The 19,608-nt window shown below is 65.8% G+C and carries 23 protein-coding genes; 11 read left to right on the top strand and 12 right to left on the bottom strand.

Translation table 11 applies throughout. The features are described 5' to 3' along the window. Nucleotides 1-95 precede the first annotated feature (95 nt). Together trmA and IB232_RS16140 are read right to left on the bottom strand one after the other, a co-directional pair. Entirely contained in the window at nt 96-1,181 is a 1,086-nt protein-coding gene (gene trmA, locus IB232_RS16145) for a tRNA (uridine(54)-C5)-methyltransferase TrmA (RefSeq protein WP_192399625.1), read from the bottom strand. After that, nucleotides 1,178-2,476 carry an NCS2 family permease gene (locus tag IB232_RS16140; RefSeq protein WP_192399624.1) on the bottom strand — a complete coding sequence of 433 codons (1,299 nt, stop codon included), beginning with the start codon at nt 2,474-2,476 and terminating at the stop codon, nt 1,178-1,180. The genes trmA and IB232_RS16140 overlap by 4 nt, the downstream gene beginning before the upstream one ends. 194 nt (nt 2,477-2,670) lie before the next feature. Here IB232_RS16140 and IB232_RS16135 point away from each other — a divergent pair, with 194 nt between their 5' ends. From IB232_RS16135 to IB232_RS16125, 3 genes are all read left to right on the top strand, one after another. After that, complete coding sequence (locus tag IB232_RS16135) at nt 2,671-3,237, top strand: DJ-1 family glyoxalase III (protein ID WP_192399623.1); 567 nt, start codon at nt 2,671-2,673, stop codon at nt 3,235-3,237. A gap of 32 nt (nt 3,238-3,269) precedes the next feature. Next, entirely contained in the window at nt 3,270-3,737 is a 468-nt protein-coding gene (locus tag IB232_RS16130; RefSeq protein WP_192399622.1) for a SecDF P1 head subdomain-containing protein, read from the top strand. 428 nt (nt 3,738-4,165) lie between these two features. Then, nucleotides 4,166-5,449: a choice-of-anchor Q domain-containing protein gene (locus IB232_RS16125; protein WP_192399621.1), complete on the top strand. Its 1,284-nt coding sequence runs from the start codon at nt 4,166-4,168 to the stop codon at nt 5,447-5,449. 61 nt (nt 5,450-5,510) lie between these two features. On the opposite strand, the gene IB232_RS16120 is transcribed toward IB232_RS16125, so the two are convergent. Continuing rightward, nucleotides 5,511-5,936: a MerR family DNA-binding protein gene (locus IB232_RS16120; protein WP_192399620.1), complete on the bottom strand. Its 426-nt coding sequence runs from the start codon at nt 5,934-5,936 to the stop codon at nt 5,511-5,513. A gap of 61 nt (nt 5,937-5,997) precedes the next feature. Between IB232_RS16120 and IB232_RS16115 the strand changes: the two genes are divergently transcribed. Both IB232_RS16115 and IB232_RS16110 read left to right on the top strand, forming a co-directional pair. Then, nucleotides 5,998-6,630, top strand: coding sequence for a cation transporter (locus IB232_RS16115; protein WP_192399619.1), 633 nt, complete (start codon nt 5,998-6,000; stop codon nt 6,628-6,630). Beyond that, complete coding sequence (locus IB232_RS16110) at nt 6,620-6,955, top strand: DUF3703 domain-containing protein (protein WP_192399618.1); 336 nt, start codon at nt 6,620-6,622, stop codon at nt 6,953-6,955. The genes IB232_RS16115 and IB232_RS16110 overlap by 11 nt, the downstream gene beginning before the upstream one ends. Nucleotides 6,956-7,163: 208 nt before the next feature. Here IB232_RS16110 and IB232_RS16105 read toward each other — a convergent pair whose 3' ends face one another. From IB232_RS16105 to IB232_RS16090, 4 genes are all read right to left on the bottom strand, one after another. Continuing rightward, entirely contained in the window at nt 7,164-7,286 is a 123-nt protein-coding gene (locus tag IB232_RS16105) for a DUF2474 domain-containing protein (RefSeq protein ID WP_192399617.1), read from the bottom strand. Further along, entirely contained in the window at nt 7,287-8,291 is a 1,005-nt protein-coding gene (cydB, locus tag IB232_RS16100; protein ID WP_192399616.1) for a cytochrome d ubiquinol oxidase subunit II, read from the bottom strand. After that, nucleotides 8,288-9,736 (bottom strand): cytochrome ubiquinol oxidase subunit I, encoded by a 1,449-nt coding sequence (locus IB232_RS16095; RefSeq protein ID WP_192399615.1) that lies wholly within the window; start codon nt 9,734-9,736, stop codon nt 8,288-8,290. The genes cydB and IB232_RS16095 overlap by 4 nt, the downstream gene beginning before the upstream one ends. 141 nt (nt 9,737-9,877) lie before the next feature. Further along, complete coding sequence (locus tag IB232_RS16090) at nt 9,878-11,002, bottom strand: methyltransferase (protein ID WP_192399614.1); 1,125 nt, start codon at nt 11,000-11,002, stop codon at nt 9,878-9,880. 293 nt (nt 11,003-11,295) lie between these two features. On the opposite strand from IB232_RS16090, the gene IB232_RS16085 reads away from it, so the two are divergent. The 3 genes from IB232_RS16085 to IB232_RS16075 all read left to right on the top strand — a co-directional run bounded on the left by IB232_RS16085 (nt 11,296) and on the right by IB232_RS16075 (nt 14,957). After that, a complete protein-coding gene (locus tag IB232_RS16085; protein WP_192399613.1) occupies nt 11,296-12,285 on the top strand; it encodes a DctP family TRAP transporter solute-binding subunit in 990 nt (329 codons plus the stop codon). A gap of 87 nt (nt 12,286-12,372) precedes the next feature. Next, nucleotides 12,373-13,149, top strand: coding sequence for a ferredoxin--NADP reductase (locus IB232_RS16080; RefSeq protein WP_192399612.1), 777 nt, complete (start codon nt 12,373-12,375; stop codon nt 13,147-13,149). A 248-nt stretch (nt 13,150-13,397) separates the two neighbouring features. After that, nucleotides 13,398-14,957 (top strand): TerC family protein, encoded by a 1,560-nt coding sequence (locus IB232_RS16075; RefSeq protein ID WP_192399611.1) that lies wholly within the window; start codon nt 13,398-13,400, stop codon nt 14,955-14,957. A gap of 46 nt (nt 14,958-15,003) precedes the next feature. Here IB232_RS16075 and mscL read toward each other — a convergent pair whose 3' ends face one another. The 3 genes from mscL to IB232_RS16060 form a co-directional block, all read right to left on the bottom strand. Continuing rightward, nucleotides 15,004-15,414 carry a large-conductance mechanosensitive channel protein MscL gene (mscL, locus tag IB232_RS16070; RefSeq protein ID WP_192399610.1) on the bottom strand — a complete coding sequence of 137 codons (411 nt, stop codon included), beginning with the start codon at nt 15,412-15,414 and terminating at the stop codon, nt 15,004-15,006. A 41-nt stretch (nt 15,415-15,455) separates the two neighbouring features. After that, a complete protein-coding gene (locus IB232_RS16065) occupies nt 15,456-16,202 on the bottom strand; it encodes an EAL domain-containing protein (protein WP_192399609.1) in 747 nt (248 codons plus the stop codon). Between the two features lie 83 nt (nt 16,203-16,285). Then, complete coding sequence (locus IB232_RS16060; protein WP_192399608.1) at nt 16,286-16,540, bottom strand: YdcH family protein; 255 nt, start codon at nt 16,538-16,540, stop codon at nt 16,286-16,288. Nucleotides 16,541-16,697: 157 nt separating this feature from the next. On the opposite strand from IB232_RS16060, the gene IB232_RS16055 reads away from it, so the two are divergent. Next, entirely contained in the window at nt 16,698-16,976 is a 279-nt protein-coding gene (locus IB232_RS16055; RefSeq protein ID WP_192399607.1) for a YdcH family protein, read from the top strand. Nucleotides 16,977-16,982: 6 nt separating this feature from the next. Here IB232_RS16055 and IB232_RS16050 read toward each other — a convergent pair whose 3' ends face one another. Both IB232_RS16050 and IB232_RS16045 read right to left on the bottom strand, forming a co-directional pair. After that, a complete protein-coding gene (locus tag IB232_RS16050) occupies nt 16,983-17,474 on the bottom strand; it encodes a GNAT family N-acetyltransferase (RefSeq protein ID WP_192399606.1) in 492 nt (163 codons plus the stop codon). 1 nt (nt 17,475) lies between these two features. Further along, complete coding sequence (locus IB232_RS16045; RefSeq protein ID WP_192399605.1) at nt 17,476-17,895, bottom strand: GNAT family N-acetyltransferase; 420 nt, start codon at nt 17,893-17,895, stop codon at nt 17,476-17,478. Between the two features lie 62 nt (nt 17,896-17,957). Between IB232_RS16045 and radA the strand changes: the two genes are divergently transcribed. After that, entirely contained in the window at nt 17,958-19,325 is a 1,368-nt protein-coding gene (gene radA / locus IB232_RS16040; protein ID WP_192399604.1) for a DNA repair protein RadA, read from the top strand. Nucleotides 19,326-19,436: 111 nt separating this feature from the next. Next, nucleotides 19,437-19,592 carry a hypothetical protein gene (locus IB232_RS16035; RefSeq protein WP_192399603.1) on the top strand — a complete coding sequence of 52 codons (156 nt, stop codon included), beginning with the start codon at nt 19,437-19,439 and terminating at the stop codon, nt 19,590-19,592. Nucleotides 19,593-19,608 lie beyond the last annotated feature (16 nt).

The following is a 19,608-nucleotide window of genomic DNA, read 5'->3' as shown; positions in this document are numbered from 1 at the left end:
TGGGCGCGGTTGCGCTTTTGTAGGAGCCAGCTCGCTGGCGATCGACCACTGTGCGGGGCCTGATCGCCAGCAAGCTGGCCCCTACAGGCATGGACTCAGCGTCTGACGAGGAGTACGCCGCTTTCCATATGGTGCGTCCACGGGAACTGGTCGAACAGCGCGCAACGCTCGATACGGTGGGTATCGTTGAGCTGGGCGATGTTGGCGGCCAGGGTCTCCGGGTTGCAGGAGATGTACAGGATATTGTCGAAACGCCGGGTCAGCTCGCAGGTGTCCGGGTCCATGCCGGCGCGCGGCGGGTCGACGAACACGGCGCCGAAGTCGTAGGACTTCAGGTCGATGTCGGCCAGGCGGCGGAACGGGCGCACCTCGTTGAGGGCCTGTGTCAGCTCCTCGGCACTCAGGCGCACCAGCTCGATATTGTCGATGCCGTTGTCGGCCAGGTTGGCCAGTGCGGCATTCACCGAGCTCTTGCTGATCTCGGTAGCCAGTACCTTGCGCACCCGGGTCGACAGCGGCAGGGTGAAGTTGCCGTTGCCGCAATACAGCTCCAGCAGGTCGTCATCGCGCTGGCCGAGGGCGTCATAAGCCCACTGCAGCATCTTCTGGCAGACCAGGCCGTTGGGCTGGGTGAAGGCACCTTCCGGCTGGCGATAGCGGAAAGTACGTCCGGCTACGGTCATCTCTTCCTGCACGTAGTCACGACCAATCACCAGGCGCTGGCCACGCGAGCGACCGACCAGGCTGACGCCCAGTTTGGCCGCCAGTTGCTCCGCCTCGGCCTGCCAGGCGGCGTCCAGCGGACGGTGGTAGCACAGGGTGATCAGCGCATCGCCGGCCAGGGTGGTGAGGAACTCGACCTGGAACAGCTTGAACGACAACACCCGGCTGGCCTGCCAGGCTGCTTTCAGCTTGGGCATCAACTCATTGATGCGCAGGCTGGCGATGGGGAACTCGTCGATCAGAATCGGCGTGTGCTTGTCGCCAGCGGCGAACATCGCGTAGTGCCGCTCCTCTTGCTCGCGCCACAGGCGGAACTCGGCGCGCAGGCGGTAGTGCTCGCCCGGCGAGTCGAACACCGCCGGTTCCGGTGCGGCGAAGGGCGCCAGCAGCTCGCGCAGGCGGGCGACCTTCTCGTCCAGCTGGGCGGCGTAGGCCGCAGCGTCACGCACCTGACTCATGCGTTGACGCCGAAAGCGAACTTGGCGACGAAGATCGCAGCCAGTACCACCAGCGCCGGATTGAGCTCCTTGAAGCGGCCGGCCAGGGCCTTGATCACCACCCAGGCGATGAAGCCGAAGGCGATGCCGTTGGCGATGGAGAAGGTCAGCGGCATGGCCAGGGCGGTGATCACCACCGGCGCGGCGACGGTGATGTCGTCCCAGTCGATTTCGGCCAGGCCGGAGGTCATCAGCACGGCGACGAACAGCAGCGCCGGCGCGGTAGCAAAAGCGGGGACTGTGCCAGCCAGCGGGGCGAAGAACAGAGCCAGCAGGAACAGGATCGCAACCACTATGGCGGTCAGGCCGGTGCGACCGCCAGCGGCCACGCCCGAGGCGGATTCGATATAGCTGGTAGTCGTGGAGGTACCGAGCAGCGAACCACCCATGGCAGCAGCACTATCGGCGATCAGGGCGCGGCCCATCTTCGGCAGGTTGCCGTCCTTGCTCATCAGGCCGGCGCGCTTGGCCACGCCGATCAGGGTGCCGGTGTTGTCGAACAGGTCGACGAACAGGAAGGCGAAGATCACGCTGACCATGCCCACGTCCAGCGCGCCCATGATGTCCAGCTGCAGGAAGGTCGGCGCCAGCGACGGCGGCATCGACACCACGCCACCGAACGGGGTGACGCCCAGGCCGATGGCGATGGCGGTCACGACCAGAATGCCGATCATTACCGCGCCGGTGACGCGACGCGCCTCCAGGGCGACGATCAGGAAGAAACCGAGAATCGCCAGCAGCGGGCCGGGGGTGTGCAGGTCGCCGAGGCCGACCAGGGTGGCCGGGTTGTCCACCACCAGGCCGGCTTCCTTCAGCGCGATCAGGGCGAGGAACAGGCCGATGCCGGCGGCAATCGCCGAGCGCAGCGGCAGCGGGATGCTGTTCACGATCCACTCGCGGATGCGGAAGATCGACAGCAAGAAGAACAGGGTGGCGGAGATGAATACCGCGCCCAGCGCTACCTGCCAGCTGTGGCCCATGTGCAGCACCACGGTGTAGGTAAAGAAGGCGTTGAGGCCCATGCCGGGGGCGAGGGCGATCGGGTAGTTGGCGATCAGGCCCATCAGCGCCGAGCCGATGGCCGCAGCCAGGCAGGTGGCGACGAAGATCGCGCCCTTGTCCATGCCGGTCTCACCGAGGATCGCCGGGTTGACGAAGAGGATATAGGCCATCGTCAGGAAGGTGGTGATACCTGCCAGGATCTCGGTGCGCAGGGTGGTGTTGTGCGCCTTGAGTTGGAACAGCTTTTCCAGCATGGTGAACTCCCGTGGGGCAGGTGCGGCAAGGGTTGTGGACTGCGCGAAAGCAAAGCACAAAGGCTGCCAACTCGACGAAATACGAGCGCAGATTCGGCCTGGTCCGGAAAAGCCGCGCACTATACCAGCTCACCCCCGAGCGGTGAATTTATGACCGGACGGACAGTATCGGTTTCCGTCCGAGGAGCCAGCAGATGACCCAGCGTGCCCTGATCGCCGTCGCCGACGGCGTGGAAGACATTGAGACCATAACCCTGATCGACGTGCTGCGCCGCGCCGAAGTGGAGGTGGTGGTGGCCAGCATCGAGAACCGCCGCATGTTCACCTGCGCCCGCGGCACGCGGGTGACAGCCGATACCATGCTGGTCGATGTGCTGGCCCAGGACTTCGACCTGATCGTGCTGCCCGGCGGCATGCCTGGTGCCCAGCACCTGGCCGACCACCAGCCGCTGGCCGACAAGGTCCGCGAGCAGGCCCAGGCCGGCAAGCTGTTCGCCGCCATCTGCGCCGCCCCGGCCCTGGCCCTGCAGGGCTACGGCGTGCTCAAGCAGCGCCGGATGACCTGCTACCCCGCGTTCAGCGACCGCCTGTCCGGCTGCACCTTCGTCGACCAGTCCGTGGTGGTCGACGGCAACTGCATCACCAGCCAGGGCCCGGCCACCGCGCAGGAGTTCGCCCTGACCCTGGTCGAGCAACTGGTGGGCAAGGCCAAGCGCAAGACGGTGGCCGACGCCATGTTGGTGCCGGCGTGGAGCTCGTGAGTGGGAGCGGCCTTGGCCGCGAAGGCTCTCTTTTGGCCCGTATCGCGGCCAAGGCCGCTCCCACACTGTTTTGTGCCCTGATGCTGCTGAGCGGCTGCGCCAGCGAGGCGCGCCTGCCGTCCACTGAGCATCGTCTCGGCATCCATCCGGCCCGCACCGCCAGCGCCGATGGCCTGCAGGCCATGACCGACCGCCACAGCGGCGTGCGCCTGTGGGTGGGGCCGCAGCCGGTGCTGGCCGAGGCGGATGTGCAGCAGGCGGAAATGGCCTTCACCCCCGCCGGCGAGCCGGCCGTGGTGCTGACCCTGAATGAAAAAGGTCGCGCCACCCTGGCCGAGATTACCCGTCAGTACCTCGGCCAGCCCCTGGCCTTCGTGGTCGACGGCGAACTGCGCCTGGCACCCATCATCGAGGAGCCGGTGCTCGACGGTCGCGTGGCCCTGACCGGCTTCGACTCGCTGCAGGAAGCCGAGGAACTGGTGCGCGACTGGAGTAGGTAAGTCGACGGACAGGCCAGTGAGCCTATCACTGGCTCTGTGGCGATGTTTCAGGTGAACATCCTGCAGTTTTACGAGTCAGTGTTCTGTCTAATCATCAAGGTTCAGGCAGCAGCTACCGCTGTCGTCGTGCATCCCAGCGAGTCGGTTGAGCGCGCAGGCGCTTGCGGAAGGCACGGTGGCCTCGATCAGCGGTCCCGCGCGCGGGTCACTGATCAGCCTGCCGCCTGCTGTGCTTGGCGGGTGACCTAACCTGCGTTCGCGGGCACGTCCGGGGCCTGCATTGTTGTCCAGACATTCCGGCAACCAGTTGTCTCCAACAAGGCTTCATGTCTCAGAGGCAGTCTCGTATGTTTGCGTCCAAATCCGCTGGTGCCGTGCTTGTCCTGGGTCTGTGTTCGCCATTGGTCATGGCAGAGAACGTCATTACCGTGAGCCGAACGGCTGACCGCTTCGATCCCGCCTGTGTCAGTGACTGCTCGCTGCGCGAGGCCATCTACCGGGCCAACCATACGCCCGGGCCCACGCGCATCGTGCTGCGTGGCGGGACCTACACCCTGACCCTGAGCGACCCGATCTGGAACCAGGAAACCGACCCCGACCCCGATGAGAACGAGTGTTTCCGGGGGGATCTGGATGTCCGCGGTGAGCTAACGATCGTCGGCGCCGGCCAGGCTGAAACCATCATCCGCAGTAGCGGCGAGCCGCTCACCGGTGACAGGCTGATCGAGGTGGTCGAGGGTGCCTCGTTGAGCCTGCGCCGCCTCACGCTGCGCGACGGCCTTTCCGATACCCAGGGCGGTGCCATGCGCAACCGTGGCCGGGCGCTGGTGCAGCAGGTCAGTTTTGTCAGCAACCGTTCCAGTGCCGGTATCGAAGGCGAGGGCGGGGCGATTGCCAACTACGGCACCCTGACCGTCAGCCAGTCGCTATTCGAAGACAACCTGTCCATTGGCAAGCAGGGCTTCTACGGCCTGGGTGGGGCCATCTTCAACCTGGGGACTGTCCAGGTCCGCGATACCACCTTCCGCGACAACACCGCTGCCGACTACGACGACACCGATCTCGCCCAGGGCGGTGCGCTGTACAACCAGGGCCATGCGGATGTCGCACGGAGCACCTTCGTGGGCAACGCCGCGGGTCTTTCGATTGATAACGGCGGTGGCGCAGCCATCGCCAATCGCAAGGGCGGCGTCTTGATCCTGACCAACAGCACCCTCAGCGGCAACACCGGCACCGACACCAACGGCGTGCTGGCCAACGGCATCAGTGGCTATCCGGAGGATGCCCAGGCCCAGGCCAAGCTGGTCAACGTCACCATCGCCGGCAACGAAGGCCTGGCCCTGAGCAACGTCGGCCATCTGGTGCTGCGCAACAGCCTGGTTGCCGGCAATCGCCTCGAGGGCGTGCCGGCCAACTGTGCCAACAGCGGCAGTTACCTGGCGCGCGGGCTGTTGCTGGGTACCGACCAGGGCAACTGCAGCAGCGACCTGCCCACGGATGATGCGCTGACCTGGAGCACGGTGCTCTACCCGCTGGCCGACAACAGCGGCGCGACCTGGACTCACGCGTTGCGGCGCGGTAGTCCGGCCATCGATGTCGGGGTTGGCAGTTGTACGTCCACCGATCAGCGTGCCGTTAGCCGTCCGCACGACGGCGATGGTGATGGCACCGCCGTCTGCGATCTGGGTGCCTACGAGCGTACCCGGCCCTGACCTTGGCCGGCGCGGGGAGTCGAGAGGGTTCCGGCAAGGGTTCTCCGCTAGCGGCCTTCGGTTAATGCTTCTTGGCCGGGATGCAGCAGTCGCGATCATCCAGCGCCTCCAGCAGCCGGCAGTGCTCGGCATGCCCACTCTCGCAACCGGACAGCTTGTTCAGTTCGGCCTGCATGTTCTGTAGGTCGCGGATGCGCGCGGCGATGGTGTCGAGGTGTTCGCTGACCATCTGATCGGCGCTGGCGCAGGGGCTTTCCGGGTGGGCGGCGAGGTCCAGCAGGCTGCGGATTTCTTCCAGGCTGAAGCCCAACTCGCGGCCGCGGCGGATAAAGCGCAGCCTTCTGATATCCATATCCTGGTAATGGCGATAGCCCGAGGCGCTGCGCTGCGGCGCCGGTAGCAGGCCGCTGCGCTCGTAGAAGCGGATGGTTTCCAGGTTGACGCCGCTGTCGCGAGCCAGCACGCCGATGGTGATGGGTTTGCCCATGTTGACTCCGTAGTGACTACAGGGTTTAGCCTAGTCTGCACCTGGATAGAGGAGATGCCAAATGGGTGCTCACTGCTGCAATCACGATTCGCCTGAGGCCGCGCTGCGCTCCAAGCGCTACCGGCGCATCCTGTGGATCGCCCTGGCGATCAACCTGCTGATGTTCGCGGTGGAAATCGGCGCTGGCCTCAAGGCCGGTTCGGTTTCGCTGCTGGCCGACTCGCTGGACTTTCTCGGCGACTCCGCCAACTACGCCATCAGTCTCTGGGTACTCGGCATGAGCCTGGCCCTGCGCGCCCGCGCGGCGCAGTTCAAGGCGGCGAGCATGCTGCTGTTCGGCCTCGGCGTGCTGGGAGCGGCGTTGTGGCACTGGTGGCAGGGCGAGGTGCCGAGCGCACCGACCATGGGCGTGGTGGGTGGTCTGGCGTTGCTGGCCAACGTCGGCGTGGCGGCGCTGCTGTACGCCTACCGCGAGGGCGACAGCAATATGCGCAGCGTCTGGTTGTGCACCCGTAACGATGCTCTGGGCAACCTGGCCGTGCTGGCCGCGGCGCTGGGGGTGTTCGGCACCGGCAGCGCCTGGCCGGACCTGATAGTCGCCGCCATCATGGCTACCTTGGCCATTACTGCCGCGGTGCAGGTGCTGCGTCAGGCCGATGGTGAGCTTAAGGATGGTCACGGCCATGCGCACTGAGCTGGAGTCGGCGCTGCGCCAGGCCTTTGATGAGGCCGAGATGGCGCTGGGAAGGGGCGAGCCGAGCGTAGCCCTGGTCTGGCTGGAACGGGCGCATATCCTCGGCCAGCGCCTGTCGCTGCCGCATGCCCGCGCGCACTGGCTGATGCTGCGTGCCGGCTGGCAGCTAGGTGATTGGCGCGAGGTGGTGGGGCAGCTGCCGCGCATCCTCGCCGCGCTGTTGTTTTCGCGGATCTGGGTGCCGCTGGGCAATAGCGGGCGAGCGCGGGTCAGCGCGTTCAGGCCGATGCCGATCAGTGAGGAGCTGCGGCGTCTGCTGGAGTGAGACTCGGGCGATCTGGCGGTGGGGGAGGATACTCGCCGCCGGCAGTACACCAGCCGCGCCGGTGGTGGGCTGCCCGCTGCGCGGGCGAGGCCACCCTACGTGAGGTGGTCACGAATTCGAGCGTTCAGGCCGATGCCGAATTGGTGGCGGCTCCGCATGGGGCCAGCTTCTGTAGGGTGGATAACGCACTGCTTATCCACCAGCAGGTTCAGGCCAGGCCCATGCCCCACTTGATGGCGTAAGCGAGGATGCCCACGGCCAGCACGCCGCCCAGCCACAGGGCGGCGAACCAGGCCAGGCGCTGGGCCAGTGGTGGTTTGCTCTGGTTCATCTAGTGATACCCCTCGCCGACCACCACCTTGCCGCGGAACACCCAGTAGCTGTAGGCGGTGTAGATCAGGATGATCGGCACCATCATGACCACGCCGACCAGGGCGAAGGCCTGGCTGCTGGCGGGCGCCGAGGCCTCCCAGATACTCACCGACGGCGGGATGATGTTCGGCCACAGGCTGATGGCCAGGCCGGTGTAGGCCAGGGCGATCAGCGCCAGAGTCAGCACGAACGGCTGCCAGTCGATTTTCAGGTGCACGGCGCGGACGATGCCAAGGATGGTCACCGCCACCAGGGTTGGCACCGGCATGAAGTAGAACAGGTTGGGCAGGGTGAACCAGCGCTGGGCGATGCTCTCGTGGGCCAGCGGTGTCCAGATGCTCACGGCGGCGATGAACACCAGCTGCAGGCAGGTCAGCGGCAGCATCAGCTTGTACATCTTGTGGCGCAGCTTGCCCTCGGTCTTCATCAGCAGCCAGGCGCAGCCGAGCATGGCGTAGCCGACCACCAGGCCGGCGCCGCAGAACAGCGGGAAGGGCGCCAGCCAGTCGAACGGGCCGCCGGCGAAGGCGCGGTTCTCCACCTTGATGCCCTCGATAAAGGCGCCCAGCACCACGCCCTGGGCGAAGGTGGCGACGATGGAGCCCCAGATGAAGGCGGCGTCCCACACATGGCGGGTGCGCTTGGCCTTGAAGCGGAACTCGAAGGCCACGCCGCGGAAGATCAACGCGATCAGCATGATCACCAGCGGCAGGTACAGCGCCGTGAGCACCACCGAGTAAGCCAGCGGGAAGGCGGCGAACAACCCGGCGCCGCCCAGCACCAGCCAGGTCTCGTTACCGTCCCAGATCGGCGCCACGGTGTTCATCATGGCGTCGCGCTCGTCCTTGTCGCGGAAGAACGGGTAGAGGATGCCGATCCCCAGGTCGAAGCCATCCATCACCACGTACATGAAGATGCCGAAGGCGATCACCCCGGCCCAGATCAGCGGCAGGTCGATGCTCATGGGCGTTTCTCCTCGTTGCTCAGATTGTCGACCCCTTCGTCGTCCACGCTTTCCGCCGAGGCGGACAGCGGGCGTGCCGGCGTGCGGCTATGGCCGGGGCCACCGTGCTCGGCGATCTGCGCGCTGATCAGGCCCAGCACCGGACCCTTGCGCATCATGCGCAGCAGGTAGGTGATGCCGACGCCGAACACGGCGAAATACACCACCACGAACAGCACCAGCGACACGCCCATCTGCGTGGCGCTGTGGTTGGAGGCGGCGTCGCTGGTGCGCAGCAGGCCGTAGATCACCCAGGGCTGGCGGCCCACTTCGGTAGTCACCCAGCCGGCCAGCAGGGCGATGATCCCGCTCGGCCCCATCAGCAGCATCAGGCGCTGGAAGCCCTTGGCCTCGTAGACCTTGCCGCCGCGGCGCAGCCACAGGCCGAGCACGCCGCAGAGGATCATTAGCAGGCCCAGGCCGACCATCACGCGGAGGCTCCAGAACACGATCAGCGCATTCGGCCGGTCTTCCGGCGCCCACTCCTTGAGGCCCTTGATCTCGCCGTCGAGCTCGTGGGTGAGGATCAGGCTGGCCAGGCGCGGCACGCCGATGGCGTATTTGGTGGTCTCTTCCTGCATGTCGGGAATGCCGAACAGCAGCAGCGGCACGCCCTTCTCGGTTTCCCAGTGGCCCTCCATCGCAGCCACCTTGGCCGGCTGGTACTTGAGGGTGTTGAGGCCGTGGAAGTCGCCGATCACGGCCTGGATCGGCGCGACGATCAGCGCCATCCACAGGGCCATGGAGAACATCATGCGGGTGGCCGGGTCGCGCTTGCCCTTGAGCAGGTGCCAGGCCGCGGTGCCGCCGACCACGAAGGCGGTGCTGAGGAACGCTGCCACCGCCATGTGCGCCAGGCGATAGGGGAAGGACGGGTTGAACACGATGTCCCACCAGGAATCCGGGGTGAACACGCCGTCCACCAGTGTGAAGCCCTGCGGGGTGTGCATCCAGCTGTTCGAGGAGAGGATCCAGAAGGTCGAGATCAGCGTGCCGATGGCCACCATCAGGGTGGCGAAGAAGTGCAGGCCGCGGCCGACCTTGTTCAGGCCGAACAACATGATCCCCAGGAAGCCGGCTTCGAGGAAGAACGCGGTGAGCACCTCGTACGTCAGCAACGGCCCCATGATGCTGCCGGCCGCCGTGGACAGCTGGCTCCAGTTGGTGCCGAACTGGTAGCTCATCACCACCCCGGAGACCACGCCCATGCCGAAGGTCACGGCGAAGATCTGCAGCCAGAAGCGGTAGAGGTCGTAGTAGACCTCCTTGCTGGTCTTCAGCCACAGGCCTTCGAGCACGGCTAGGTAACTGGCCAGGCCGATGGAGATGGCGGGGAAGATGATGTGGAAGGACACGGTGAAGGCGAACTGGATTCGCGCCAGTTCCAGTGCATCGAGGCCGAGCATGAATGGCCACTCCGGAGATTGATCTGGGTCAATCATCCGCGCTCTGCCGCTGCGGTCGTAGCCGGCGGATTGTCGCATTGGGCAATTTGTCGCAGTGACTCGGCGGCCTCTCTCTGCAGGTCTGCAGCACCACTCGGGCGGCTACTTGGTGGCTTTGAGCACCACGAACTTGGGATTGGCCGCGACCTGCTCGACGCCGCGGAACAGGCGCTTGAGCTTGGCGTGGTAGCCCAGGTGGCGGTTGCCGACTATCCACAGCTCGCCGCCGGTGACCAGCGCCGCGCGGGCCTGCTGGAACATGCGCCAGGCGAGGAAGTCGCCGACCACCTGCTGCTGGTGGAAGGGCGGGTTGCACAGCACCAGGTCGAGCGAGTCGGCGGGCTGATCGGCCAGGCCATCGGCGGCGCGGAAGGAGGCCGGGCGCTGGCCCAGCGCCGCGCGCCAGTTCTGCTCGGCGGACTGCACGGCCATATAGGACTCGTCCACCAGGGTCAGTTCGGCCTCGGGGTTGGCCAGGGCATAGGCGATGGCCAGCACGCCATTGCCGCAGCCGAGGTCGGCCACCCGCTGTGCTGTCAGTCGCTTCGGCAGATGCGGCAGGAAGGCGCGGGTGCCTATGTCCAGGCCCTCGCGGCAGAACACGTTGGCATGATTGACCAGCTCCAGCGCCGGCTTGTCGAGCCGGTAGCGGGTCGGGTAGGGCGAAGTCGGCGCCGGCCTGGCTTCGACCGTGGCCGTCAGCAGGCGCGCCTTCTTCACCGCCAGCGAAGCCTGCAGCGGGCCGATGTATTGCTCCATCAACTCGCCGGCGCTGCGCGGCAGGTGCTTGAGCATGGCGCCGGCGATCACCCTGGCACCGGGCGCCAGCTGGCCGTGCAGGCGGATCAGTTGCTCTTCCAGCAGGGCCAGGGTCTTGGGTGCGCGCAGCAGCACCAGGTCGAATGGTCCTTCCACCCTGTCGCTGGCCGGCACGAAGCGCACGCTGTCGGCAGCCAGGCCGTTGCGCGCCAGGTTCTTCTGCAGGGCCAGGTAGCCCAGGTGCGAGTCGCCGCTGCTGGTCACCCGGCAGTGCGCGGCCAGCGAGCAGGCCAGGGCGCCGAAGCCGTCGTTGAGCAGCAGTACTCGGCTGTCCGGGCTCAGGCCCAGTTCGTGGACATGGGTGAGCAGGTACTCGTCGGCGGCGTCGAAGGCTTGCAGCGGTTCGTTAGCCATCTCCGGCTGGCGGATCAGGTCGAGCTGGGCGAAGGGCGTGGCGAGAGTCGGCATGGCAGCGGGATCGGTAGGCGGGGCAGGCGGCATTGTCCTAGATGCATAGGGAAATGTCTCGAAGTGAGAAACAGGCGGCTTGTGACCACGAGGTGCAATCCGGAGAATATGCAGTCACTTGCCGCCGCCGAAGTTCCGCAATGGGTGGCATGTCCAACAACAAATCGGATGGCCGCGCGACCTGAGCGCAGGCACCGTCCGAACCCCCGGCCCCAGTGGCCGCACAAACCTAAACCATCATTCGCCCCGCAAGTCTTGCGGGGTGCCGCTATTGCATTGCCGCAAGGAAGTTCATGAAGTACCTGTTCGCTGCCTGTCTATCCCTCTCCCTGCTGTTCTCCGCGCCGCTGCGCGCCGAAGGCCAACCGATCCTGATCAAGTTCTCCCACGTGGTCGCCAACGACACACCCAAGGGCCGCGGCGCGCTGCTGTTCCAGCGCCTGGTGGCGGAGCGCCTGGGTGGCGCGGTGAAGGTCGAGGTCTACCCTGACTCCACGCTGTTCGGCGACGCCGACGAGATGGCCGCCCTGCAGCGCGGCGAGGTGCAGATGCTGGCGCCCTCGGTGTCCAAGTTCGAGGCCTATACCAAGCAGCTGCAGGTGTTCGACCTGCCGTTCCTGTTCGATGACCTGGAGGCGGTCAAGCGCTTCCAGCGCCGCGAGAAGAGCCGCGAGCTGCTGCGCTCCATGGCTGGGCAGAACATCTACGGTCTGGCCTTCTGGAACAACGGCATGAAGCAGCTCTCCGCCACCCGCGAGCTGCGCGCGCCGGCCGATGCCAAGGGCCTGGCCTTCCGCATCCAGTCGTCCAGCGTGCTGGAGGCCCAGTTCGCTGCCCTCGGCGCCCAGGCCAAGCGCATTCCCTTCGGCGAGTCGCTCAAGGCGCTGCAGGCCGGCACCGTACAGGGCACCGAGAACGCTTGGTCGAACATGGCCGCCGCGGGCTTCGACAGTGCCCAGCCGTTCATCACCGAGACCAACCATGGCTCGCTCAACTACATGCTGATCAGCAGTTCGTCGTTCTGGCAGAGCATTCCCTACGCCACCCGCAGTGAGCTGGAGGCGATAGTCGAGGAGGTCACCACCCAGGTGAACAAGGACGCCGAGCAGCTCAATCGCCAGGGCCGCGAGCAACTGGTCGGCGCCGGCCGCGCCCGAGTCATCGCCCTCAGCAAGGACGAGCGCGCCGCATGGCGCAGCGCCATGCAGCCGCTGTGGAAACAGTACGAGACGGAGATCGGCGCCGACATGTTGCGCGCCGCGCAGACCGTCAACCGCCGCTAATCCCTGCGTCCTATTCCTTGCAAAATGGCGGTGTTTGTCCGGCGCTCTTTGCGCGAGACTGCGCCTATGTGGAAGTAAGGTAACGCCATGACCGCCAGCGAAGAGAAGTTCACCCGCCAGACCCTCACCGACGTGCGGGTCTGGTCGCCCAGCCTGTTCAGCCTGGTCTGCACCCGTGACGCCGGCTTCCGCTTTCGCGCCGGGCAGTTCGTGCGCCTCGGCGTACGCAAGGCCGACGGCTCGGTGGTGTGGCGTGCCTACTCGGTGGTCTCGGCGCCGCACGACGAGTACCTGGAGTTCTTCTCCATCGTGGTGCCCGGCGGCGAGTTCACCTCCGAGCTGAGCCGTCTTGCGGCCGGCGACGAGCTGCTGGTGGAGAGACAGGCCACCGGTTATCTCACCCTCGACCGCTTTCCCGATGGCCGCGACCTCTGGTTGATCGGCACCGGCACGGGCCTCGCACCCTTCCTGTCGATCCTGCAGGACCTGGAGGCCTGGCAGCGCTTCGAGCGCATCGTCCTGGTCTACAGCGCCCGCGACCGTGGCGAGCTGGCCTATCAGGAGCTGATCGCCGAGCTGCCGCAGCGCGAGTGGCTGGAGGGGGCCGGGCACAAGCTGACCTACGTGCCGGTGGTGACCCGCGAGCGGATGCCCGGTGCGCTCAATGCGCGGATCACCACGCTGATCGAGAACGGCGAGCTGGAACGCGCCGCCGGCCTGGCGCTGGAACCCGAGCATTCGCGCATCATGCTCTGCGGCAACCCGCAGATGATCGAAGACACCCGTGCCGTGCTCAAGGCGCGCAATCTCAACCTGGCGCTGACCCGTCGCCCCGGCCAGGTCGCGGTGGAGAACTATTGGTAGAGCGTTTCGCACCGCTGCGTTAAGAATTGGTAACGCTTTGCCGCTTAGGAATGGGCGGTCATGCCGTTAGCATGGCCTTCCCATTTTTCACCCACGGAACCCATGGATAGCGACTGTTGCCAGCCACCTCCGAGTGGCCACCCTTCCCTCGACGCCTGCGCGCGTCCGCTGCCGAGTTCACCTGAACGATACGCCCTGCGCCACGTCTACCGTGCCCGCGCTGCGTCGACGCCTGCCCGGAGAAAAGCATGATCTTCGAATGGATGGCCGATCCCACGGCCTGGCTCGGCCTGCTGACCCTGATCGTGCTGGAGATCGTGCTCGGCATCGACAACCTGGTGTTCATCGCGATTCTCGCCGACAAGCTGCCGCCGCACCTGCGTGACCGCGCGCGGCTGATCGGCCTGAGCCTGGCGCTGCTGATGCGCCTGGGTCTGCTGGCGAGTATTTCCTGGCTGGTGACCCTGACCGAACCGCTGATAGAGGTGTTCGGCCACAGCTTCTCCGGGCGTGACCTGATCATGCTGTTCGGTGGTGTGTTCCTGCTGTTCAAGGCCACCATGGAGCTGCACGAGCGTCTCGAGGGTCGCACCCATCAGCCGGGCGGCAGCCGCACCTACGCGCTGTTCTGGCCGGTGGTGGCGCAGATCGTGGTGCTCGATGCGGTGTTCTCCCTAGACGCGGTGATCACCGCCGTGGGCATGGTCGAGCACCTGGAAGTGATGATGATCGCCGTGATCATCTCCATCGGCCTGATGATCGTCGCCAGCAAGCCGCTGACCGCCTTCGTCAACGCCCATCCGACGGTGATCATGCTGTGCCTGGGCTTTTTGATGATGATCGGCTTCAGCCTGACCGCCGAGGGCCTGGGCTTCCACATTCCCAAGGGCTACCTGTACGCGGCCATCGGCTTCTCCATCCTCATCGAGGTGGCCAATCAGCTGGTGCGGCACAAGCGCAAGCGCCAGCTGCAGGATGGCCGCGGCCGCCGCGAACGGACCGCCCACGCGGTGCTGCGCCTGCTCGGCGGCAAGGTCGAGGCCGACGAGGTGGGCGAGGAGATCGCCGACATGCTGGAGGGCGGCGCCGGTGACCTGGTGCCGTTCGACCGCCGCGAGCGGGTGATGATCCGCGGCGTGCTGGGTCTGGCCGAGCAGCCGATCACCCAGGTGATGACCGGGCGCATGGCGGTTGACCATATCGACCTGGGCCATGCCCCCGAGCAGATTCGCCAGGCCCTGCTGGAGTCGCCGCACTCGCGCCTGCTGGTGATTCGTGACGGCCAGGTGGACGAGCCGCTGGGCTTCGTACACAAGAAGGAGATGCTCAAGGAGCTGCTTGAGCAGCGCGAGCCGGATATCGAGGGCCTGCTGCGCCAGCCGCTCAACCTGCCGGACAGCTGTGCGGTGCTCGGCGCCCTGGAACAGATGCGCCAGGCCTCGACCCACGTGGCCTTCGTGGTCAACGAGTTCGGTGGCTTCGTCGGCCTGCTGACCCTGACCGACATTCTCGAGGCCATCGCCGGCGAGCTGCCGGACGCCAGCGAGGTGGACGGCCCGGATATCGAGCCAGCCGGCGCCGGCTTCCGCGTCAGCGGTGCGCTCAACCTGGTGCAGCTGCGCTCGCGCATCGGCCTGCAGGCCCAGGCCACCGAGGACTACCAGACCCTCGCCGGCCTGGTGATGAGCCTGCTCGACCGCCTGCCGGTGGTGGGCGACGAGGTGCAGTTCGCCGGCTGGTGCATGCGCGTGGAAGAGGTGCATGAACGGCGGGTCAGCCGCCTGCTGCTCACTCCCGAGCCGCAGTGAAAATGAAAACGGCGCTGCGGGCGCCGTTTTTCTTTGTCCCGGGTGCTTACTGCTTCTGCTGGTTCTTCAGCAGATCGCGGATCTCCGTCAGCAGCACTTCCTCGGGGCTCGGCGCCGGCGGCACGCTCGGCGCCACGGCTTCTTCGCGCTTGAGCCGATTGATCACCTTGACCCCCATGAAGATGGCGAAGGCGACGATGACGAAGTCGAGCACCGTCTGGATGAACTTGCCGTAGCTCAGCATCACCGCCGGGATATCGCCCTCGGCGGCCTTGAGGGTGATGGCCAGGTCGGAGAAGTCGACCCCGCCGATCAGCAGGCCGATCGGCGGCATGACCACGTCGCCGACGAAGGAGCTGACGATCTTGCCGAAGGCGGCGCCGATGATGATACCGACGGCCATGTCGACCACATTGCCCTTGACCGCGAAGGCTTTGAATTCGTTGAGGATACTCATGTGTTACTCCTGGGGTTTCTAGTTATGCGGCGAGTGTACTGCTAGTCCGCGTAATGCACGTCTGGCAATGTCTCGAAGCCGGGTCTAGCTATCAGGTAGCCCTGAAACAGCTCCACCCCCATCTGCCGCAGACAGTCCAGCTCAGCGCGGGTCTCGATGCCTTCGGCAATCACCCGAATGCCGAGCTTACGGCACATGTCCAGCGTCGTTTCGACCAGTATCTGGCGCACTCGGTCGCCATCCACGCCACGAATCAGGTCCATGTCCAGCTTGATCAGATCCGGCTGGAAATCGGCGAGCAGGTTCAGGCCTGCATAACCTGCACCGAAGTCGTCGATGGCAGTCATGAAACCCTGTTGCCGATAAGCGCGCAGGATGTTGGTGAGGTGCGGAATGTCCAAGACCTGTTCCTGCTCGGTGACCTCGAAGATGATCCTTTCGAGCGGAAAATTGCAGCGCCGGGCCGCCTCCAGGGTGGCCTGGATGCAGGTCTCAGCGCGGTACACCGCGTTAGGCATGAAGTTGATCGACAGCCTGGCCGGCAGCTGCAAGCCTGCTGCCCATTCCACCGCCTTGATGCGGCAGCTCTGGTCGAAGGCATAGCGGTTGTGGGCATCGACCCGGGCTATCAGGCTGCCTGCCGACTCGCCTGCAATGCCGCGGACCAATGCCTCGTGGGCGAACACCTGGCGGGTGTTCATATCCACTATCGGCTGGAAGGCCATGCTGATGGGGAAGTCCAGTCCATTGCCGTCACGGCAAGCGGAACAACCTGTATTCGTGGTCATGAAAAGCGGCTCTCGCGCGTTTTTGCCCAAGCTAAGCAAAAAAAGCCGAGGCTGTCTTGCGCAGCGCGCTCGACAGATAGCGATCAGGTTCCGGTGCCGTTGGCCTTGCGCAGGCGCGCGGCGATCTGGTCCTTGAGCTGTACCCGTTCGTTCTTCAGGGCGTGCAGGGCCAGGTCGTCCATGGCCTGGCGACCGTCTTCCACTTCGTAGATACGTTTGTCGAGGGTCTCGTAGTGCTGCGCCAGCTGGGCGAAGTGCGCATCGGTGGCGTGCAGGGCCTGCAGCTGCTGGCGGTATTCGGGGAATTCGCGGGCCAGTGGGTGGTGTTCGAGCGGCATAGGGGGCACTCCCAGTGGTGACGTGTCTGTTCAGCCTAGCTCAGTGGTAAGTGCCGGCGCCGTTCAGGCGGCGGACGGTCGCCGTGGCTTGATCCGGATCAATGGCCGGGCGAGGCGGCCCGGCTAGGCTGGGTCATCTGTTTCAGGAGCCCAGCCCATGCATGTCGAACACCACCCGTTGATCCAGGACTTTCCCGAGTTGCGCGCGGAACTGCAGCGACTGCGCCGTGACGATCAGCGTTTCGCCCAGCAGGCCGAAGAGTACGAGGTGCTGGACAAGCGCATCTGTCGCGTCGAGGAAGGTATCGAGCTGCTCGATGACGCCTCCCTCGGCCGCCTCAAGCAGGCCCGCGTGGCGCTCAAGGACGATCTGGCGCGCCAGCTCAAGCGTGCCGCCGGGCAATGCTGTGGTTGCGGCAACGCCTGCGGCGGCTAGCTCGACTCAGTGCAGCGGCGGGTTGACCAGATAGCTGATCAGCTCCGGATCGTCCTCCGGCCAGACCTGCCGCGAGCCCAGCGGCAGCTCGGCAAGGATCTTGCGCCAGAAGGCCGCGGCCAGCTCGTCCTGACCGTAGAAGCGCACCAGCCAGGTACCGCCCCGGCTCAGCACCTGCTGCGCCAGGGCGCGACCGATGCCCAGGCGGCGGTATTTCTTGAGGATGAACAGGTCGGCCAGCTCCAGAGCGTCGATGCCCGCCAGTTCGCTGCGTTCGATCAGCAGGAAGCCGGCGATGAAGCCATCCGCCAGGATCAGGCTGGCGCTCCAGTCCGCGTCCTGCCAGTAGCGTTGCAGGTGCGGCTCGTGGATATAGAAGCGCCCATCGACCTCCACCTCTTCCTCCTCCCAGTCCGACGACTCGTAGGCGTAGTACTGGTAGAGATTGGCTATCAGCGGCAGCTGGTCGAGAGTGGCGGGCACTAATTCTATCTGCATGTCAGTCCAGGCGCTTCTTCATGTGGTGGAGCAGGGTGCCACGTGGGCGGTCTTCGAGAATGCCAAACAGCGCATAGCCCTGCTTCTCATAGAAGGCTCGGGCTTCCACCGTTTTCAGGTAGGCCACCAGGGCGCCCTGGCGGCGGCCATGGGCTTCGGCACGTTGCAGCAGGTCTGCCCCCAGGCCGCGGCCGCGATGCTGTTCGGCCACCCACAGGGTATCGATCTCCAGGCCATCCCAGTAGGCATTGGCCAGAATACCGGCAATCAACTCACCGGCCTCGTCGCGCAGGTTGATCAGCAGAGGCCGGTCGGCCGACTCGTCTGGTAGTTGCAGACGCTGCTGGACGAACTCCTGGAAGCGCTGCAGCAGTTCGGCGCTCTGGGCCGCGCTGGGGTGTTCGATGAATTCCTCGTGCATGGTGGGCGATTCGTGGTGGCTAGAACGCTATTATCGCCATTTTTCAGCAGGCGGAGATTTCCATGGCCAAGGCCAAGCGCATGTACGGCTGCACCGAGTGCGGCGCCACCTTTCCCAAGTGGGCCGGGCAGTGCGGCGAGTGCGGGGCCTGGAACACCCTGACCGAGACGATGATCGAGAGCGGCGGCGCAGCCGCGCCGTCCGGGCGTGGTGGCTGGGCCGGGCAGCAGGCACAGATCAAGACCCTGGCCGAGGTCAGCGTCGAGGAGGTGCCGCGCTTCTCCACCGTCTCCGGCGAGCTGGACCGGGTGCTCGGCGGCGGCCTGGTGGACGGCTCGGTGGTGCTGATCGGTGGCGACCCCGGCATCGGCAAGTCCACCATCCTGCTGCAGACCCTGTGCAACATCGCCCAGCGCCTGCCGGCCCTGTACGTCACCGGCGAGGAATCCCAGCAGCAGGTGGCCATGCGCGCACGGCGTCTGGAACTGCCGCAGGACAAGCTCAAGGTGATGACCGAGACCTGCATCGAGTCGATCATCGACGTGGCGCGCCGCGAGCAGCCCAAGGTGATGGTGATCGACTCGATCCAGACCATCTTCACCGAGCAGCTGCAATCCGCCCCCGGCGGCGTGGCCCAGGTGCGCGAGAGCGCGGCGCTGCTGGTGCGCTATGCCAAGCAGAGCGGCACGGCGATCTTCCTGGTCGGCCACGTGACCAAGGAGGGCGCCCTGGCCGGCCCGCGCGTGCTCGAGCACATGGTCGATACGGTGCTGTATTTCGAGGGCGAGTCCGACGGCCGCCTGCGCCTGCTGCGCGCGGTGAAGAACCGTTTCGGCGCGGTCAACGAGCTGGGCGTGTTCGGCATGACCGACAAGGGCCTCAAGGAAGTCACCAACCCCTCGGCGATCTTCCTCACCCGCGCCCAGGAGGCGGTGCCCGGCAGCGTGGTGATGGCCACCTGGGAAGGCACCCGGCCGATGCTGGTGGAAGTGCAGGCGCTGGTCGACACCAGCCACATGGCCAACCCGAAACGGGTGACCCTGGGCCTGGACCAGAACCGCCTGGCCATGTTGCTGGCCGTGCTGCACCGCCACGGCGGCATTCCCACCTACGACCAGGACGTGTTCCTCAACGTGGTCGGCGGCGTGAAGGTGCTGGAGACGGCCTCCGACCTGGCGCTAATGGCGGCGGTGATTTCCAGCCTGCGCAACAAGCCGCTGCCGCACGACCTGCTGGTGTTCGGCGAGATCGGCCTGTCCGGCGAGATCCGCCCGGTGCCGAGCGGCCAGGAGCGTTTGAAGGAAGCGGCCAAGCATGGCTTCAAGCGCGCCATCGTGCCCAAGGGCAATGCGCCCAAGGAAGCACCGCCCGGCTTGCAGATCATCGCCGTGACGCGCCTGGAGCACGCGCTGGACGCGCTGTTCGAGTGATGCACCTGCGGCGCTCTGCCGCTGGCGGCGGCGGGGCGTGCTTGTCGCAGATCAATCTTTGCGTAACGGTCGCGGAGGAGGATGGACCCGTGTTCATAACGGAGATGGCCCATGTTCCTGTTCTTCGATTTCTTCGCCAGAACCCTCAACTACGAGTCGGGGCGCCCCAGGGATAGCGTCGAGGAGCGCCGCGAGGCGAGCATCGGGGTGCGGCGGGTGCAGGCGCGACGGCGGCAGAAACCCGGTACGTTGCGCCGGGACGGATAAACCAAAGGGCGACCAT

It is taken from the genome of Pseudomonas sp. PDM15 (assembly GCF_014851565.1).
Classification (GTDB): domain Bacteria; phylum Pseudomonadota; class Gammaproteobacteria; order Pseudomonadales; family Pseudomonadaceae; genus Aquipseudomonas.
This window is presented reverse-complemented; position numbering and strand designations above follow the sequence as displayed.

Coding starts and splice junctions, on each gene's coding strand:
- IB232_RS16095 (WP_192399615.1), bottom strand. CDS start 9,736: ATGCTCGGCCTCGATGCACTGGAACTGGCGCGAATCCAGTTCGCCTTC.
- IB232_RS16085 (WP_192399613.1), top strand. CDS start 11,296: ATGAAGTACCTGTTCGCTGCCTGTCTATCCCTCTCCCTGCTGTTCTCC.
- IB232_RS16080 (WP_192399612.1), top strand. CDS start 12,373: ATGACCGCCAGCGAAGAGAAGTTCACCCGCCAGACCCTCACCGACGTG.
- radA (WP_192399604.1), top strand. CDS start 17,958: ATGGCCAAGGCCAAGCGCATGTACGGCTGCACCGAGTGCGGCGCCACC.
- IB232_RS16045 (WP_192399605.1), bottom strand. CDS start 17,895: ATGCACGAGGAATTCATCGAACACCCCAGCGCGGCCCAGAGCGCCGAA.
- IB232_RS16055 (WP_192399607.1), top strand. CDS start 16,698: ATGCATGTCGAACACCACCCGTTGATCCAGGACTTTCCCGAGTTGCGC.
- trmA (WP_192399625.1), bottom strand. CDS start 1,181: ATGAGTCAGGTGCGTGACGCTGCGGCCTACGCCGCCCAGCTGGACGAG.
- IB232_RS16140 (WP_192399624.1), bottom strand. CDS start 2,476: ATGCTGGAAAAGCTGTTCCAACTCAAGGCGCACAACACCACCCTGCGC.
- mscL (WP_192399610.1), bottom strand. CDS start 15,414: ATGAGTATCCTCAACGAATTCAAAGCCTTCGCGGTCAAGGGCAATGTG.
- IB232_RS16135 (WP_192399623.1), top strand. CDS start 2,671: ATGACCCAGCGTGCCCTGATCGCCGTCGCCGACGGCGTGGAAGACATT.
- IB232_RS16090 (WP_192399614.1), bottom strand. CDS start 11,002: ATGCCGACTCTCGCCACGCCCTTCGCCCAGCTCGACCTGATCCGCCAG.
- cydB (WP_192399616.1), bottom strand. CDS start 8,291: ATGAGCATCGACCTGCCGCTGATCTGGGCCGGGGTGATCGCCTTCGGC.
- IB232_RS16115 (WP_192399619.1), top strand. CDS start 5,998: ATGGGTGCTCACTGCTGCAATCACGATTCGCCTGAGGCCGCGCTGCGC.
- IB232_RS16075 (WP_192399611.1), top strand. CDS start 13,398: ATGATCTTCGAATGGATGGCCGATCCCACGGCCTGGCTCGGCCTGCTG.
- IB232_RS16060 (WP_192399608.1), bottom strand. CDS start 16,540: ATGCCGCTCGAACACCACCCACTGGCCCGCGAATTCCCCGAATACCGC.
- IB232_RS16065 (WP_192399609.1), bottom strand. CDS start 16,202: ATGACCACGAATACAGGTTGTTCCGCTTGCCGTGACGGCAATGGACTG.
- IB232_RS16035 (WP_192399603.1), top strand. CDS start 19,437: ATGTTCCTGTTCTTCGATTTCTTCGCCAGAACCCTCAACTACGAGTCG.
- IB232_RS16120 (WP_192399620.1), bottom strand. CDS start 5,936: ATGGGCAAACCCATCACCATCGGCGTGCTGGCTCGCGACAGCGGCGTC.
- IB232_RS16050 (WP_192399606.1), bottom strand. CDS start 17,474: ATGCAGATAGAATTAGTGCCCGCCACTCTCGACCAGCTGCCGCTGATA.
- IB232_RS16110 (WP_192399618.1), top strand. CDS start 6,620: ATGCGCACTGAGCTGGAGTCGGCGCTGCGCCAGGCCTTTGATGAGGCC.
- IB232_RS16105 (WP_192399617.1), bottom strand. CDS start 7,286: ATGAACCAGAGCAAACCACCACTGGCCCAGCGCCTGGCCTGGTTCGCC.